Source organism: Limnobacter sp. UBA3528, assembly GCF_002377005.1.
In the GTDB taxonomy this organism is placed as follows: Bacteria; Pseudomonadota; Gammaproteobacteria; order Burkholderiales; family Burkholderiaceae_B; genus Limnobacter.
The window spans coordinates 97,652-113,333 of sequence record NZ_DFOZ01000002.1 but is presented as its reverse complement, the minus strand read 5'-3'; the positions used below and the strand labels follow the sequence as shown (position 1 = coordinate 113,333).

At 54.2% G+C, this 15,682-nt stretch carries 13 protein-coding genes and 1 tRNA gene; 6 read left to right on the top strand and 8 right to left on the bottom strand.

Going from position 1 to position 15,682, the window contains the following annotated elements; translation table 11 throughout:
- Nucleotides 1-120: 120 nt before the first annotated feature.
- From dnaE to B4N58_RS01565, 3 genes are all read right to left on the bottom strand, one after another.
- The gene (gene dnaE, locus B4N58_RS01575) at nt 121-3,651 is read right to left on the bottom strand and encodes a DNA polymerase III subunit alpha (protein WP_291745196.1); all 3,531 of its coding nucleotides are present in this window, start codon (nt 3,649-3,651) and stop codon (nt 121-123) included.
- Nucleotides 3,652-3,712: 61 nt separating this feature from the next.
- A complete protein-coding gene (locus tag B4N58_RS01570; RefSeq protein WP_291745194.1) occupies nt 3,713-4,273 on the bottom strand; it encodes a flavodoxin family protein in 561 nt (186 codons plus the stop codon).
- A gap of 26 nt (nt 4,274-4,299) precedes the next feature.
- Entirely contained in the window at nt 4,300-5,010 is a 711-nt protein-coding gene (locus B4N58_RS01565; RefSeq protein ID WP_291745192.1) for a pirin family protein, read from the bottom strand.
- 98 nt (nt 5,011-5,108) lie between these two features.
- Between B4N58_RS01565 and B4N58_RS01560 the strand changes: the two genes are divergently transcribed.
- Both B4N58_RS01560 and gluQRS read left to right on the top strand, forming a co-directional pair.
- Nucleotides 5,109-6,020, top strand: a complete 912-nt coding sequence (locus B4N58_RS01560) for a LysR substrate-binding domain-containing protein (RefSeq protein WP_171097600.1) — start codon at nt 5,109-5,111, stop codon at nt 6,018-6,020.
- Nucleotides 6,021-6,032: 12 nt separating this feature from the next.
- Nucleotides 6,033-6,941, top strand: a complete 909-nt coding sequence (gene gluQRS / locus B4N58_RS01555) for a tRNA glutamyl-Q(34) synthetase GluQRS (protein WP_291745189.1) — start codon at nt 6,033-6,035, stop codon at nt 6,939-6,941.
- Between the two features lie 9 nt (nt 6,942-6,950).
- Here the strand turns inward: gluQRS and B4N58_RS01550 are convergent, their stop codons facing one another.
- Together B4N58_RS01550 and B4N58_RS01545 are read right to left on the bottom strand one after the other, a co-directional pair.
- Complete coding sequence (locus tag B4N58_RS01550; RefSeq protein ID WP_291745187.1) at nt 6,951-8,570, bottom strand: DEAD/DEAH box helicase; 1,620 nt, start codon at nt 8,568-8,570, stop codon at nt 6,951-6,953.
- A 119-nt stretch (nt 8,571-8,689) separates the two neighbouring features.
- Entirely contained in the window at nt 8,690-9,619 is a 930-nt protein-coding gene (locus B4N58_RS01545; RefSeq protein ID WP_008249642.1) for an NAD(P)-dependent oxidoreductase, read from the bottom strand.
- A 120-nt stretch (nt 9,620-9,739) separates the two neighbouring features.
- Between B4N58_RS01545 and B4N58_RS01540 the strand changes: the two genes are divergently transcribed.
- Nucleotides 9,740-9,973, top strand: coding sequence for a CsbD family protein (locus B4N58_RS01540; protein ID WP_291745185.1), 234 nt, complete (start codon nt 9,740-9,742; stop codon nt 9,971-9,973).
- On the opposite strand, the gene B4N58_RS01535 is transcribed toward B4N58_RS01540, so the two are convergent.
- Nucleotides 9,963-11,543 (bottom strand): GGDEF domain-containing protein, encoded by a 1,581-nt coding sequence (locus tag B4N58_RS01535; RefSeq protein ID WP_291745183.1) that lies wholly within the window; start codon nt 11,541-11,543, stop codon nt 9,963-9,965. The two genes, B4N58_RS01540 and B4N58_RS01535, sit on opposite strands and share 11 nt — an antisense overlap.
- A gap of 165 nt (nt 11,544-11,708) precedes the next feature.
- Here B4N58_RS01535 and B4N58_RS01530 point away from each other — a divergent pair.
- The 3 genes from B4N58_RS01530 to B4N58_RS01520 all read left to right on the top strand — a co-directional run bounded on the left by B4N58_RS01530 (nt 11,709) and on the right by B4N58_RS01520 (nt 13,770).
- Nucleotides 11,709-11,795 (top strand) — tRNA-Leu (locus B4N58_RS01530).
- A gap of 14 nt (nt 11,796-11,809) precedes the next feature.
- Nucleotides 11,810-12,898, top strand: coding sequence for a tRNA preQ1(34) S-adenosylmethionine ribosyltransferase-isomerase QueA (gene queA / locus B4N58_RS01525; RefSeq protein WP_291745181.1), 1,089 nt, complete (start codon nt 11,810-11,812; stop codon nt 12,896-12,898).
- A complete protein-coding gene (locus B4N58_RS01520; RefSeq protein WP_291745179.1) occupies nt 12,895-13,770 on the top strand; it encodes an alpha/beta fold hydrolase in 876 nt (291 codons plus the stop codon). The genes queA and B4N58_RS01520 overlap by 4 nt, the downstream gene beginning before the upstream one ends.
- 52 nt (nt 13,771-13,822) lie before the next feature.
- Here B4N58_RS01520 and B4N58_RS01515 read toward each other — a convergent pair whose 3' ends face one another.
- Nucleotides 13,823-15,268, bottom strand: coding sequence for an NAD(P)(+) transhydrogenase (Re/Si-specific) subunit beta (locus B4N58_RS01515; RefSeq protein ID WP_040512635.1), 1,446 nt, complete (start codon nt 15,266-15,268; stop codon nt 13,823-13,825).
- 24 nt (nt 15,269-15,292) lie between these two features.
- The gene (locus B4N58_RS01510; RefSeq protein ID WP_008249635.1) at nt 15,293-15,586 is read right to left on the bottom strand and encodes an NAD(P) transhydrogenase subunit alpha; all 294 of its coding nucleotides are present in this window, start codon (nt 15,584-15,586) and stop codon (nt 15,293-15,295) included.
- Nucleotides 15,587-15,682 lie beyond the last annotated feature (96 nt).

Genomic DNA, 15,682 nt, shown 5'->3' with positions numbered 1-15,682 from the left:
TTGGAGGCGTCCATTCCATTGAGCGAGGTGAGCAAGAATGAATTCAAAAAGGGATGAAGCTGTTTTCGGTGAGGAATCGGGCAGCCCCGCTGAGTTGGCTGGAAGAATAAGGCCGCTCGTCTAGCCAAACACCCATTTCGCCTTGCCCTCACCCAGCCAGCCTTGCATTTCAATCAGCAAATCTTCTTCGGGCCGCACTTTCCATTCACTGCTCAACTGGGCCACGCAGGCTGCATGGCCATTGTGATAGTCAATTTCAACCAGGCAACCCTGCTCCGGGTCACGAAACGGTTCCAGCATGGCGCGCAGCTTTTCAGCATCCGATTGCCCATTCATACTCAGCCTCAAGCGGCTGACAAAGTGAGCACGCGCACTGGCCAGCGAATACAGGTTCTCGGCTGAAATTCGCAAACCACCGGTGTACGAATCTTCAGACACCTTGCCCTGTAAAACCAGCAAGGAGTCTTCTTTCAACAAGTTGCGATTGGCCTCAAACTGCTCATTGAAAATGGACAACTCAACCTGTGCCGTGGAATCGTCGAGCAACACAATGGCCATTTTTCCACGCTTGGTCATCATGGTGCGCAGCGATGCGATAACACCGGCCATCCACACCATGTCCCGGCCAGGCGAAAGGTCTTTCAGGCGCAACTTTACAAACTGGCGCACATTCGCTTCATCGGCTTTAAACAGGTGCCCGCTGAAGTAATAACCCAAGGCCGCTTTTTCTTGTTGCAGTTTTTCGCGCTCGCTCCAGGTGGGTACTTCCACCAATTCCGGCGGCGCATCGCCCCCAAGGTCTTCACCAAACAGGCTGACTTGCGCCGCTGTGGCAGCTTGCTGTGCTGCCCATTCCATGGCCTGACCCGAACTGGCCAACAATTTGGCACGGTCAGGGTTCAAGGCATCGAATGCGCCTGCGCGGATCAGTGCTTCAATCACCCGGCGGTTGATTTGTTTGCTGTCCACACGTTTCACAAAGTCGAACAGACTGGTGAACGGGCCATTGGCACTGCGTTCGGCGACAATGGCTTCGCAGGCGGCCTGACCGGTACCTTTCACCGCGCCCAAACCGTAGCGAATGGCACTGGCGCGTTTTTCACCATCAATGCGCACCGCCGTAAAACGGAAGTTGGATTCGTTCACATCTGGGCCCAGCATGGTGACTGTGGTGCCCGCTTTTTTACCTGGCACCTGGCACATGGCCATGGCGTCTTCAACAAAGATTTTTACTTTGTCGGTGTCGTCCATGTCTGAACTCATGGACGCCGCCATGAACTCAGCGGGGTAATGAGCCTTCAACCAGGCGGTGTGGTACGCAATCAGTGCGTACGCAGCCGAGTGCGATTTGTTGAAACCATATTCCGCAAACTTTTCCATCAAATCGAAAAGCTGCTTGGCCACCGCCGGGTCTACACCGCGCTCGGTTGCACCGGTCGTGAAAATTTCACGCTGCTTGGCCATTTCTTCGGGCTTCTTTTTACCCATCGCACGGCGAAGCAAGTCAGCGCCACCCAGGCTGTAGCCAGCCAAAATCTGGGCGACCAGCATCACCTGCTCTTGGTAAACAATCACGCCATAGGTGCTTTTCAGAATGCCTTCAAGCTTGGGGTGGAAGTACCACTCGGCACGCCCTTTACCGGTTTTCGAAGTTTCTTTTTTACGGGCAATGAAGTCGTCCACCATGCCGGAACCCAAGGGGCCAGGGCGGTTCAGCGCCATCAAGGCGATGATGTCTTCGAAGTTGTCGGGCTTGAGCTTCTTTTCAAGGTCTTTCGCGGAACGCGATTCAGACTGAAACACAGCGGTGGTGTTGCCATCGGAAAACAACTGGTACACAGCCGGGTCGTTCAGCGGCAGGTCTTCCAGGCGGAAGTCGCGCTGATCTTCGTAATTCTCGCGCACCCAGCGCACAGCCCAATCCAGAATAGTCAGGTTGCGCAAACCCAAGAAGTCGAACTTCACAAGGCCCACGGCTTCGACGTCGTCTTTGTCGTACTGCGACACCACGGAATCAGTAGAACCATCGGCGCAATACAAAGGGCAGAAGTCAGTCAGTTTGCCTGGCGCGATCAACACGCCACCGGCGTGCATACCCACGTTGCGGGTCAGGCCTTCCAGTGGCCGGGCCACGGCAATAATTTCCTTGGCTTCGTCTTCGTTTTCCACCCGCTCGCGGAAGGTGGGTTCGTCGGCCATGGCGCGGTCCAGGTCCCAAGGGTCGGCGGGTGTTTGAGGAATCAGTTTCGACAAGCCATCGCAATACATATAGGGCATGTCGAGCACGCGGCCTGCATCGCGAATAACAGCCTTCGCGCCCAATGTACCGAAGGTGGCGATTTGGCTGACCGCATCGCGCCCGTAGTTTTGCTTCACGTAGTCGATGACTCGGTCGCGGTTGTCCTGACAGAAGTCAATGTCGAAGTCGGGCATTGAAACCCGCTCGGGGTTCAAGAAGCGCTCGAACAGCAAGTCGTACCGCAGCGGGTCAAGATCAGTAATGCCCAGGGCGTACGCCACCAGCGAACCCGCACCCGAGCCCCGGCCGGGACCCACGGGCACACCATTTTGTTTGCCCCAGTTAATGAAGTCCTGAACAATCAGGAAGTAACCGGGAAAGCCCATGCCGATGATGGTGTCGCATTCAATTTTCAAACGTGCTTCGTAATCCGGGCGCATTTTTTCCCGTTCCTCGATATTCGGGAACAGGTGGGCCAGGCGCTTTTCCAAGCCTTCCTTGGACAAATGCACCAGGAAATCATCCAGCGTCATGCCGTCGGGCGTGGGGAATGCGGGCAGCTTGGGCTTGCCCAATTCAAGCGTTAAATTACAACGCTGGGCAATTCGAATGCTGTTGCGAATGGCGCTGGGTATATCGGCAAACAGTTCCGCCATTTCCTGCGCGGTTTTGAAGTACTGCTGCTCGGTGAAGCGGCGAGGCCTGCGTGGGTTGGACAAAATTTCGCCCTGCGCAATACACACCCGCGCTTCATGCGCACGGAAGTCTTCGGGCTTCAAAAACTGGATTGGGTGTGTGGCCACCACGGGCAACTGCAATTTGGCGGCCAGTTGGCAACTCAAATTCACCAGGTTTTCGGCTTGGGTGGACCCATCGCGTTGCAGCTCGATGTAGTACCGGCCTTCAAAGTGTTTCAGGAATTTTCGGGCTGAATCTTCTGCGCGGGCCATGTTGCCGCCCAGCAGAAATTGGCCAACATCGGAATTTGTAAAACCAGACACCGCGATCAAGCCATCGCAACCCACTTCATCAAACCATTCAAACTTCAGTGTGGCTTTTCCGCGTTTTTGATTGCGCAAGAAAGCACGGCTAAGAAGCTCGCAAAGTTGCAAATAACCTTTGTGGTTTTGCACCAGCAGCAACATGCGTGCGGGTTGTTCTTCGTCGCGGTCGCTTTCAATCCACACATCGCAAGCAGCAATTGGCTTAACTCCAGCACCACGCGCCTTGCCGTAAAACTTGATCAGACCAAACAGGTTGGACAGGTCGGAAATGGCCAGGGCAGGCATACCGCAGCCAGCGGCGGCTTTGACAGCCTCGCCCACGCGCACCATGCCGTCGAGCACCGAGAACTCGGTGTGCATGCGCAGGTGAACAAACGTGGAAGGCAATGTGGGGGATGAATTAGTCATCCCCCCATTTTATCCGCAAACGGATATTTGATTACAGCCCATTCACGTCTTGGGCTAACTATTAGGCCGACAACTTCTTTGCAAACTCGGCCACCCTGCTGCCATAAATCTTCGCAGTTTCAAGGTCAGACGCAGGCGGAGTCACGTCTGCAGGGGCATTGTCGGATTGGGTCATCACGCCCACCCAAGAGCCCACACGATTCAGTTCTGCCACATCACCTGGCTTTTGCGCGCCGGGTGTGGCACTGCCCACCCAGATCATGCCGTGTTGCATGGCGAAGGTAACAAAATATTGCAGCGTGCTGAGCTTGTCGCCACTCATGGAAAGCGAGTTGGTAAAACCACCCGCCACCTTGTTTTTCCAGCCTTGGCTAAACCACACTTTGCTGGACGCATCAGCGAACTTTTTGAAGTCTGCCGAAGCACCGCCCATGTAAGTGGGCGAGCCAAAAATAATGGCGTCAGCCTTGGCCAACACGTCCCATGTGGCGTCGTTCACGTCATTCACGGAAACAAGATGGCTTTGTACGCCCCCTACCGCATCCACGCCCTGCTGAACAAACTGAGCCACCTTCGCTGTATGGCCATAACCGCTGTGATAAACAATTGCAACTTGTGTCATTTTTTACTCCCTCGTTGTTGTAACAATCAAGCGGGCAAGTCGAAGAAAAGAACTTCGGCCTGTTCACTTACATCAAAATTCAGCTCACGTTCACCTGCAATCAAGAGTGCGTCGCCGGTTTGCAACAGCACATTGCCCACGCTCAGAGAACCCTTGGCCACATGCAGATACCCTTTGCGTGCGGGGTCCAGCTCGCGGTGCACGCTTTGATTGCTCAAGCGGCCAGCGTACATTTTTGCGTCCTGGTGAATGAAGGCAATTTTCTTTGCCTCGGCCTCGGCTTTGTCGCCTGTTACCACCAGTCCCAACTGGCCGGTAATACTTTCCGGATCCAGGTCGTGGTCTTTGTAGCCGGGTTCAACGCCATTCACCGCGGGTTCAATCCAGATTTGCAGCAAGTGCGCAGCCTCGGTTTTGTGCGCATTCATTTCGGAATGGCGAATACCGGTGCCTGCGCTCATGCGCTGAATCTGATTGGGCTTGATGGCCGAACCACCGCCCAAGCTGTCCCGATGACTTAATTCGCCACTCAACATGTAGGTGATGATTTCCATGTCGCGGTGGCCGTGGGTACCAAACCCGGTTTGCGGTTGAACAATGTCTTCATTGATCACGCGCAAGGGGCCAAAACCCATGTGCTTGGGATCGTAGTAGCTGGAAAAGGAGAAGCTGTGATAGCTTTCGAGCCAACCATGGTTGGCATAACCGCGCTCGCTGGATTTTCTGATCTGGAACATGTTCAACCTCCTGTTGAATGATGAATTCAGTGTAGGTGGTGCCATGCAGCCGAACAAGGCGTAGAATTTGACGAACTCATTCAAAAAAACTGAACCCCATGACCATCAACCTCGACAGCCTTGCCCTGCTTGAATTGATTGAAGCACGGGGCAGTTTTGCCGCCGCTGCGGTGGCCTTGAACAAAGCCCCTTCGGCAATCACCTACCAACTGCGACAACTGGAAGAAAGCCTGGATGTTCTGATCTACGACCGGTCGGGCCACAAAGCCAAATTGACCCCGGCGGGCAAAGCCCTGCTGGAGGAGGGTCGCAAGTTACTGGAAAGCACCGACGCACTCACCAAGCGTGTGAAAGCCGTGGCCAGTGGCTGGGAGGCCGAGTTGCGGATTGTGCTGGATTCGGTGGTGCCGTTCGAGAAGGCCATACCGTGGATTCAGGCGTTTGATGCGCTGGAAAGCCCCACCCGGCTGCGTTTCTCGAGCGAAGTGCTGTCGGGCACTTGGGAGGCCCTGTACTCGGGTCGAGCCGACCTGCTGATTGGCAGCCGTCTGGACCAGAACCAGTTTGCGAGCGCTACCGGCTTGCACATTCAAAGCTTTGGCCAATCACTTTTCGTTTTCGCAGTGGCGCCCGATCACCCGCTGGCGCATGCGGAAGAGCCCTTGTGCATAGACACCATTCGCCAATACCGTGCAGTGGCTGTGGGTGACACCTCCCGCAACTTCAAACCCCTGACATTTGGTTTGCAGAGCGGGCAGGCGGTACTAACAGTGCCCAATCTGCAAGCCAAGGTGAAAGCCCAACTGGCCGGTTTGGGTTGTGGCTGGCTACCCTGGAATTTGATTGAGCACGAAGTTGCGAACGGCGACTTGCTGATCAAGAAAACCGAGGATGTGACCCGGCAAAGCAGCCTGTGCTTTGCATGGCAACGCGGAAGCCAAGGCAAGGCGCTCGACTGGTGGACCAAGCACCTGGCCACAGTGCAACTTAACTTTCAACCGCCTCAGTAAACAGTGCAGAACATGCTCGCACAAGCGCCCTACATTGGCCGATTCGCCCCCTCGCCCACTGGCCCACTGCATTTGGGTTCGCTGGCCACCGCACTGGGCAGCTTTCTGGATGCCAGGGTGCACCACGGCCAATGGCTATTGCGCATTGAAGACATTGACGAGGGGCGTTGCGACACCGCTTCTGTTGAACACATTGTGCGCACCTTGAAACGCCATGGCCTTCAATGGCAAGGCGAGGTGTGGGTGCAATCGCAACGGCATTCAGTGTATGAAACCGCTTTGAAACACCTGAACATTCTGAACCTAACCTACCCCTGCGCCTGCACCCGAAAGGAAATCGACGACGCCAATTCACAGCGGGCGCTTGGCGAAAACCGCATTTACCCCGGCACTTGCCGCCAAGGCATGCCTGAAGGCCGCGAGGCACGCGCAATTCGTTTTCGCTGCCCGACCGAGCCAATACAGTGGCACGACCACCGGCTAGTTACATTCAATGACGACTTGAATGCCAGTAGTGGCGATTTTGTATTGAAACGAGGCGATGGGTTTTGGGCTTATCACCTAGTCGTGGTTGTCGATGATTTGGCAAGCAAGGTGACGCACATTGTGCGCGGCGAAGACCTGGCAGACACCACCGCCCGGCAAATTGCCGTGTGGAAGGCCTTGCAGGGCGGGCTTGAGACACAAGCTATTGTGAATCCCCCAATCTATTGGCACTTGCCCGTTATATTGGCCGAAGATGGCCAAAAACTATCCAAGCAAACCGGCGCGTTGGCGGTGCCTGAACAAGACCCGGTGCTGAATTTGAACACCGTGTGGCAACACTTTGGTTTGGGCAAAATAAAAGCCACTGAAGTAACTCAGTGGCTTGAATTGGCGACCCCGGTTTGGGCCAACTACCGAGCAGCACAGGCTGCTTAGTTTCTAGGCTCAGTTTCTTGGGTTGCCACCCAACAAAAACGCCACAGGCGCAGCATTCTTGCTCTTGGGTTTGTTCGCAGCCGAAGCGGATTGACCCGAAGCCGCAGCTTCAGCAGCCGCCTTGTCTTCTTTGGATTCCTGATAAGGCTGGTTAAACAGCGAGTCTTTCACCCGAGTTTGGGCCAGCTTGGCGCGCAAGCGTTCGTATTCGGCATCTCGATGAATTGGCGCGTTGTCGTTGAAACGGGCACCTTGATAGGACATGTCACGTGACGGACGACGTTCACGGGCTGGCGCAGCTTCATCGCCACTGCGTGCAGGGCGACGATCAGAACGACCCTCGTAGGTGCGGCCCTCAGTGCGGCCATCGCTGCGCCCCTCACTGCGACCTTCGCGACCACTTCGCTCTTCCCTTGGCGCCCGCGCCCCGGGCACAAAACCCTCAAGTTCTTCGCGCACAAAGGCTTTGCCAATCAGCTTTTCAATGTCTTTCAAGGCGCGTTCATCGCGTTTTACAACAAACGAATACGCCGTGCCCTTGGCACCCGCGCGACCTGTGCGGCCAATGCGGTGCACGTAATCTTCAGGCGTGGTGGGCAGGTCGTAGTTGATCACGCAAGGCAAATCAGCAATGTCCAAACCACGGGCTGCCACATCGGTGGCCACCAATACGGTTACCTCACCAGCCTTGAACGCTTCCAGCGATTTGGTTCGCTCAATCTGGGTTTTGTCACCGTGAATGGCTGTACTTGATACGCCTTCCTTTTCAAGGTGGCGCGCCAATCGGGCTGTGCCCAGCTTCGTGTTTGAAAACACAATCACCTGGCTCAGCGCTTTGCTTCGAATCAGATGGCAAACCGCCATGCGTTTGTCTTCTTCGCTGTCGAGCGCGAAAATGACCTGCTTGATGTTTTCTGAAGTTGCATTGCGGCGCGCCACCTCAATCAGCGTGGGCGACACCATGAAGCTTTTAGCGAGCTTCTGGATTTCAGGCGAAAATGTGGCCGAGAACAACAGGTTCTGGCGGGTTTTTGGCAGCAAATTGATAATTCGTTGCAGGTCGGGCAAAAAGCCCATGTCCAGCATGCGGTCGGCTTCGTCCAGCACCAGCACCTGCACTTGGCCCAAATTAATACTCTTTTGCTGAACGTGGTCCAGCAAGCGGCCTGGCGTGGCAATCACCAATTCGGCACCACGGCGCAAAGCCTGAATTTGAGGGTTAATGTCTACACCGCCATACACCACGGTAGAACGCAGCGGCGTGTGCTTGGCATAAGTAAACACGTTGGCTGCAACCTGGTCAGCCAGCTCACGGGTGGGCGTCAAAATCAACGCACGCACCGGGTGGCGGGCTGGCGAAGTATTCTCAGTGGCCAGCGGCATCAAGCGGTTCAAAATTGGCAACGAAAACCCAGCGGTTTTACCCGTTCCGGTTTGTGCGGCACCCATGACGTCGACGCCGGTCAGCACCACGGGAATGGCTTTGGCTTGAATCGGCGTGGGCTGTGTATAACCCTGCTCGTCAATGGCTTTTTGGATGCTGGGATGCAGCGCAAAGTCTGCAAAGGTTACATTTGCGAGGGCGGCTTCTTCAGCGGCGGTGGCGGTATACGTTTCAGTTTGTGTCATGCACGCATTCTAAGCCTTTTTGATGCTTATTATTTGTGCAATTGCTTTAAATTCACTTGCCGCACCGGCTGGGTGCAGCAAATGTACTTTTCATACAACAGCCAATCGGCGCTGCCTGCTTAAAGGTTTTCAGCAATAAACTCGTCGACATGTTTTACAGCCAAGCGCCCCGCATTGGCTTGCGAACTTTCAGTGCCCCAGGCCACGTGCGGCGTGATGATACAGCGCGGGTGTTGCCACTGCACCATCAGGTGATCGCGAGGGGGTGGTTCCACTTCCAGTACATCGAGTGCAGCGCCACCCAGGTGCCCACTTTCAATGGCTTGTTTCAATGCATCAAACTGCACCAAACCACCGCGTGCGGTGTTGATCAAAATCGCGCCTTTCTTCATTTTGGGAATGGTATCGGGCCCGATCAAGCCTTTGGTTTGCTCATTCAAGGGGCAATGCAGGCTAAGCACATCGCTGTGAGCCAAACCATGCTCAAAGGTCACATAACCATCGCGCGGCTTGTCTACCCCTTGGCGTTCAATGTGCAAAATGGTCATGCCAAAAGCCTTGGCAAATTCGATCAGCTTGCCACCAATCGCCCCGCTGCCCAACACGCCCAGCGTTTGGGTGTGCAGGCCACGCATGGGCAGTGTGTGCAAGCAGAAAAAGCGCGATGCGCTCCAACTGCCATCGTGCACCAATGCCTCCCACTCCGGCACACGGCGGGTCAGCTGCAAAATACAGGCCATTGCGTGTTCAGCCACCGATTCAGGACCGTAATTCACCACATTGCTCACCTTGATACCGCGCTCGGCGCAAGCCACTTTGTCCACATTGTCGGTACCGGTGGCCACCAGCTGAATCATTTTCAGCTTGGGCGCTGCATCCAGCTCGGCTGGGCCGATTTTCACCTTGTTAATGATCAGAATTTCTGCATCCTTGATGCGCTCTTTCAGCGTGTCTGCCGTGGTGAACGGGTATTCAGTCCAGGTGTGTGCGCACTCTGGGCGTGGCAAGGGGGTACGTACGGTCTCGCTTTCCAGCCAAACAATCTTCATGGGCAATGTCTCCAGTTGGGTTGCTAGAAGGCTACCGGCTAATTGCCGGCTTCGACACTGGGGCTAACCATGAAAATGCGGGGCAAGTTACACTGCTGAACACACTGGGAGGATACAAAAGTGGCGGGTAAATACGAAGGCAAAATCAATATGGCAGTGGGTGTGACCAAACAAAAAATTGGCGAACTGACTGGCAACAAACAACTGCAACGTGAAGGCCAATTTCAGAAACTGAAAGGCGCCACCCAAGACGCCGCAGAGACCGCGAAAACCACGGTGAAAAGCACAGGCAAAGCCTTGAGAAAAGAGGTCAACAAAAGCCTGACCCAGATACGCAACAAACTCAAACCTTGACTGCCGCATCACGAATTACCGATTCACCGGCCACTCCGGCAATTCGATAACAATTTTTACCCGCTTTCTTGGCTTGGTACATTTGCTCATCACTAATTTCAAGCAGTTGCTGAATGGAATGCCCGTGCAATGGATGCATGGCCGCACCAATACTGCAAGACACCGTCAAGCCATGGTTTTGCCGGACACGCACCAACAACTTGTCGCAAGCAAACGATTCAATAATTCGCTCGGCAATGTTTTTAAGCAATTGAATATTGCAGCGGGCCACAATAATGGCGAATTCGTCGCCGCCCAAGCGCGCAACATGATCTACGTTCCGGGTGGCGCCTTTCAGCAAAGTGGCGCTGGTTTTCAGGATTTGATCACCTGCCTTGTGCCCAAGGTTGTCATTCACCGCTTTAAATCCGTCGAGGTCGAGAAACATGAGCCCCATAGTTTCTCCGGGCAACAGTCGTGAAAACCTGGCCTCCAAAGTCATATCAAAACCCCTTCGGTTCAATACGCCAGTCAACGGGTCGCGCTCTACTTCATGGCGCAGATCCTCCACATTTTTTCGAATGCTGACATCGTCCACAATCAACACCGCATGAGCCCCCTGAATTTTGTCGCTGTACACCGCAAACCGGAATTGCAACACCCGACCATCCGTGAAATTCAGCTCAACAGGCATTTCATGATTGCCAAAATAGTCAGTCACCAGGTCTTTTAGACGTATCCGCTGCTCTCGAACCACTCCGGCCTGAATTAACACTGCCTCCAGCTTGGCCGACTCAGGATTGATCGTGTCAATTCTCAACATTTTTGCAAGCGCTTTGTTCAGGTACAGCAAATTGAAACGCTCGTCCAGATAGGCAACACCACTGGCCAGAGAAGACAACAACAGATCAAGCCTGTTCTTCTCGGACACGGACCGAGCGTGACTTTCCTCCATGGCCTTCATTTGCAACTCAATGGCCTGAGCCATGCTGTTGAAGGCCGCACCCAGACAGGAAATTTCATCACGTCCGGCCACCTCGATTCGGGACTGAATTTTCCCAGATTGCAGCTCCATGGCCTTGCTGCGAAGGTCCTCGAGCCGGGCGGACAAGGTATTGCTCAAGCCCAACAGAATCATTGAGCAAGCCAGCGCACTCAATAGGAACACACCCGCGAGGTAAAACAACATGTCATTGCGGCTGCGATACACCTCATTTTCATCAAACAACACCTTCAACTGTTGCCCGGAAGCGGGTAGATCAAAAATCGACAACAAAGGGGCAGCAGGTACGGTCAGCTCATCGGGCACATCGCCCATGGCATAAACAAGTTCATTGCCCTTGCTCACCCATACAGCAGCAGGCTTGTAACGCGAGTAGAAATCCCGAACGGTCGAAGACAGCCCATTCAGCGCGTGACCATGGCTGGCCAAATGAGCCTTGGTCAATTCGGACTGAAAACTTTCCTGAACCCGAAACAAGTCCTGCTCGGCCAACTTGCCCATGTGTATGTATTGAATACCCGTGAAAATGCCCCCCAGCAGCAACTGGGCTACAAAAGTAGTAAGCAACCATTTCCACTTGAAAGACATTGTGAACAAACCCGTTTTGGATAAGGTACACAAGCAGTATGTGGGTTCGTTGCGCAAGCGGTAATCCCACGAGAGGGGCACATTTTCGGCAATCGCAAAAAAAATGACTTATTTCTGCAAAGGGGTGTTGTGTTCAATATTGTTTTTTGCCATAATTGCGGGCTTGCCGAGGTGGCGGAATTGGTAGACGCGCTGGACTCAAAATCCAGTGTTAGAGATAACGTGCGGGTTCGATTCCCGCCCTCGGCACCAGCCCCCAGGACAACATGAAAGCAACCATGAAACTGTCCGAATTCGATTTCAATCTTCCAGAACAACTTATTGCCCAACATCCTCCGGAAATCCGTGGAGAGTCGCGCTTGCTCGTTTGCGAGAACAACAAACCCATCGAAGACCGCCTGTTTGAGCATGTACTAAACTTGCTTGGACCCAATGATGTTTTGGTGATCAACGACACCAAAGTGCTGAAGGCCCGCCTTCAGGGCCACAAAGCCAGCGGCGGAAAAATCGAAGTCATGCTGGAGCGCATTCTCGACGACAAGCGTTTCACCGCCATGATTCGGGCCAGCAAGTCACCCAAACCGGGCAGTGAAGTGGTGTTGGCTGGCGTGGCCAAAGCGCGCGTGCTCAGCAAACACGACATGATGTACGAGCTGGAGTTGCTGGAAAGTAGCCTCAGCCTGCCTGAGCTGCTGGATGCGCATGGCGCCCTGCCACTGCCGCCTTACATTGAACACAACGCGAATGCCCAAGACGACGAACGCTACCAAACCGTGTTTGCGCGGGAGCCAGGCGCCGTAGCCGCACCCACAGCTGGCCTGCATTTCACCGAACAATTGCTTCAACAAGTGCAGGCACGCGGGGTGAAACTGCTGAACCTGACATTGCACGTCGGCGCTGGCACATTCTTGCCGGTGAAAACGGACAACGTGGACGAACATGTGATGCACAGCGAGCGCTATGCGATTTCAGGTGCTGTAATTGCCGCGATGATCAAAGCCAAAGAAAACGGTGGTCGAGTGGTGGCAGTGGGCACCACTTCCCTGCGTGCACTGGAGGCTTGGGCCACAGAAACAGGCTGCAATTTAAATACCACCGAGGGTGTGGACAAGGCAGCAGAATTTGCGCGCAGCGGCCATGCTGGCGACACTCAAATTTTTATCAAGCCCGGCTATACCTTCAAGGTGGTCGACAGGCTGATCACAAATTTCCATTTGCCCAAAAGCACCTTGCTGATGCTGGTGTCTGCTTTTGCCGGAAAAACCAACATACTCAATGCATATGCGCATGCAATTGCGCAACAATACAGGTTCTTCAGTTACGGCGACGCCATGTGGCTTGAACGCACCGAATGATCGAATCTGCTTACCCAATTGTTTCCCACGATGGCAGCGCCATTCAAATGATGCGCTGGTCGAAATCCGGCAACAAACCCAAACTGCATTGGGCCCATGCAACAGGTTTCAACGCCAAAACATACACACCATTGCTGCGCGAATTGCTGCCTCACTTTGATGTGCACACCTGGGACATGCGCGGGCACGGCGAAAGCCGCTCGGCAGGTAACCCCAAAACTTTTCGTGGCTGGACCACCTACTACCAAGACCTGATCGCCGTGCTTGACCAGGCCAGTGAACCCATGTGGCTTGCAGGGCATTCAATTGGCGCCACAACCAGCCTTGCAGCAGCAGCACAAAGGCCTGACAAGGTAAAAGGCCTTGTGTTGGTGGAACCGGTGCTACTGGATCCAAAGCAGGGGTTTGCATTGCGCCTGGCCAATTGGTTTGGCTTTGCTGACCGAATTGCAATGGCCGCAGCAGCAGCGAGAAGGCGGGCAAGTTTCCCGACACATCGAGACGCTTTTGAGAATTACCGCAGCAAAAAAGCTTTCGGAACATGGAGCGACGAGTGGTTACAAGCCTACGTGGAACATGGCTTTGTGCCGACCAGCAACAATGAAGTTGAACTGGCCTGCCCACCCCATTGGGAGTCGTTGACCTTTCAACACACCGAACCCAATGCCGCACGCTGGATTCGGGACCCGGGCTGCCCCATCCATATTCTTGCAGCTGGCAAAGGCTCTACGTTTCCCGCCACTGCACACGCGCGAATTCAAAAACGTTTGCCCAAGGCCCACATTGAAGTGATTGCCGATGCCACGCACTTCTTGCCCATGGAACACACCGAACTGGTGGTGCAACGCATTTGCGACATTGCAAAAAAATAAAGCCCGATGATTTCTCACCGGGCTTCTTAAAAACAAGGCAATTGCGTCGAATTTACTCGACCGCTTTCACCATGTCTTCGATTACTTTCTTGGCATCGCCAAACACCATCATGGTCTTGTCCATGTAGAACAACTCGTTGTCCAAGCCGGCGTAACCCGCGTTCATTGAACGCTTGTTCACGATAATGGTTTTGGCTTTGTAGGCTTCCAGAATTGGCATGCCTGCAATCGGGCTCTTGGGGTCTTTCGCCGCAGGGTTCACCACGTCGTTCGCACCCAGCACCAACACCACATCGGTTTGCGCAAATTCGCTGTTGATGTCTTCCATCTCGAACACCTGGTCGTAAGGCACCTCCGCCTCAGCCAGCAACACGTTCATGTGGCCGGGCATACGGCCTGCAACTGGGTGAATGGCGTACTTCACCGTAACACCCATGTGCGTCAGCTTTTCGCTCAATTCCTTCAGGGCATGCTGCGCACGCGCCACGGCCAAACCATAACCAGGCACAATCACCACGGTTTCAGCGTTGGTCAGCAAGAAAGCCACGTCGTCGGAAGAACCGCTTTTCACCGTGCGTTGCTGGCCACCGCCTGCGGCACCTGCATCAGCCTCACCACCAAAACCACCCAGAATCACGTTGAAGAATGAACGGTTCATCGCTTTACACATGATGTACGACAAAATTGCGCCAGAGGAGCCCACCAGCGAACCTGCCACGATCAACATGCTGTTGTTCAGCGAGAAGCCAATACCTGCTGCGGCCCAGCCGGAATAGCTGTTCAGCATAGACACCACCACGGGCATGTCGGCACCACCGATTGGAATAATCAGTGTTACACCCAGAATAAAGGCAGCGATCGTCATGATGATGAAGGGTGTCCAGTCTTGCGTCACGGCAAACCAGATGCCACAGCCCACCATCACAAGGCCCAACACTGCATTGAGCTGATGCTGACCGGTGAAGCGCACAGGTGCACCTTGAAACAGGCGGAACTTGTACTTGCCACTCAACTTGCCGAAAGCGATCACTGAACCCGAGAAGGTAATTGCACCCACGAAGGTACCAATGAACAACTCGATTTTGTTGCCCAGTGGAATGTCGAAGTTGCCTTTGGCCGTGATGCCGAAGGCATCAGGTTCAGCAACAGCTGCAACTGCAATCGCCACAGCCGCCAAACCAATCATGCTGTGCATGAAGGCCACGAGTTCAGGCATCTTGGTCATTTCGACGCGCTTGGCCATGATGGTACCCAAGCCACCGCCCACAACCAATCCAGCCAGCACCCAGCCCAGGCCAGTCACCGCAGATTGCCCCGCAATTTCAGCCAGCTTGAAGATCAAACCGATTGTGGTGGCAATGGCAATTGCCATACCTACCATGCCGAAGGTGTTCCCCAAACGCGACGTTGTGGGGTGTGAAAGGCCCTTCAAGGCCTGAATAAAACAGATTGACGCTACCAGGTACAACAGCGTCACTGCGTTGAAACTCAATTCCATAAATTTCTCCAGATCGCTGTTGGTTTATTTGTTCTTTTTCTTGAACATTTCAAGCATGCGACGGGTGACCAAAAACCCACCGAACACATTCACAGCGGCCAAGGCCACAGCCAGCACACCCATGAATTTGCCCAGGGGCGTTACGGTCAGCGCGGCTGCCAGCATGGCACCCACGATCACGATTGCGGAAATTGCGTTGGTCACCGCCATCAATGGGGTGTGCAGCGCGGGGGTTACGTTCCAAACCACGTGGTAACCCACGTAAATGGCGAGTACAAAAATAATCAGGTTGACCACGGTGGGGCTAATTGCGTCCATGTTGGCTCCTTCCTTAAGCGTTTTTGCGTTTGAGTTCGCCGCCGGTGCACATCAGGCACGCAGCAACAATGTCGTCTTCCATGTCGATCTTGAAGG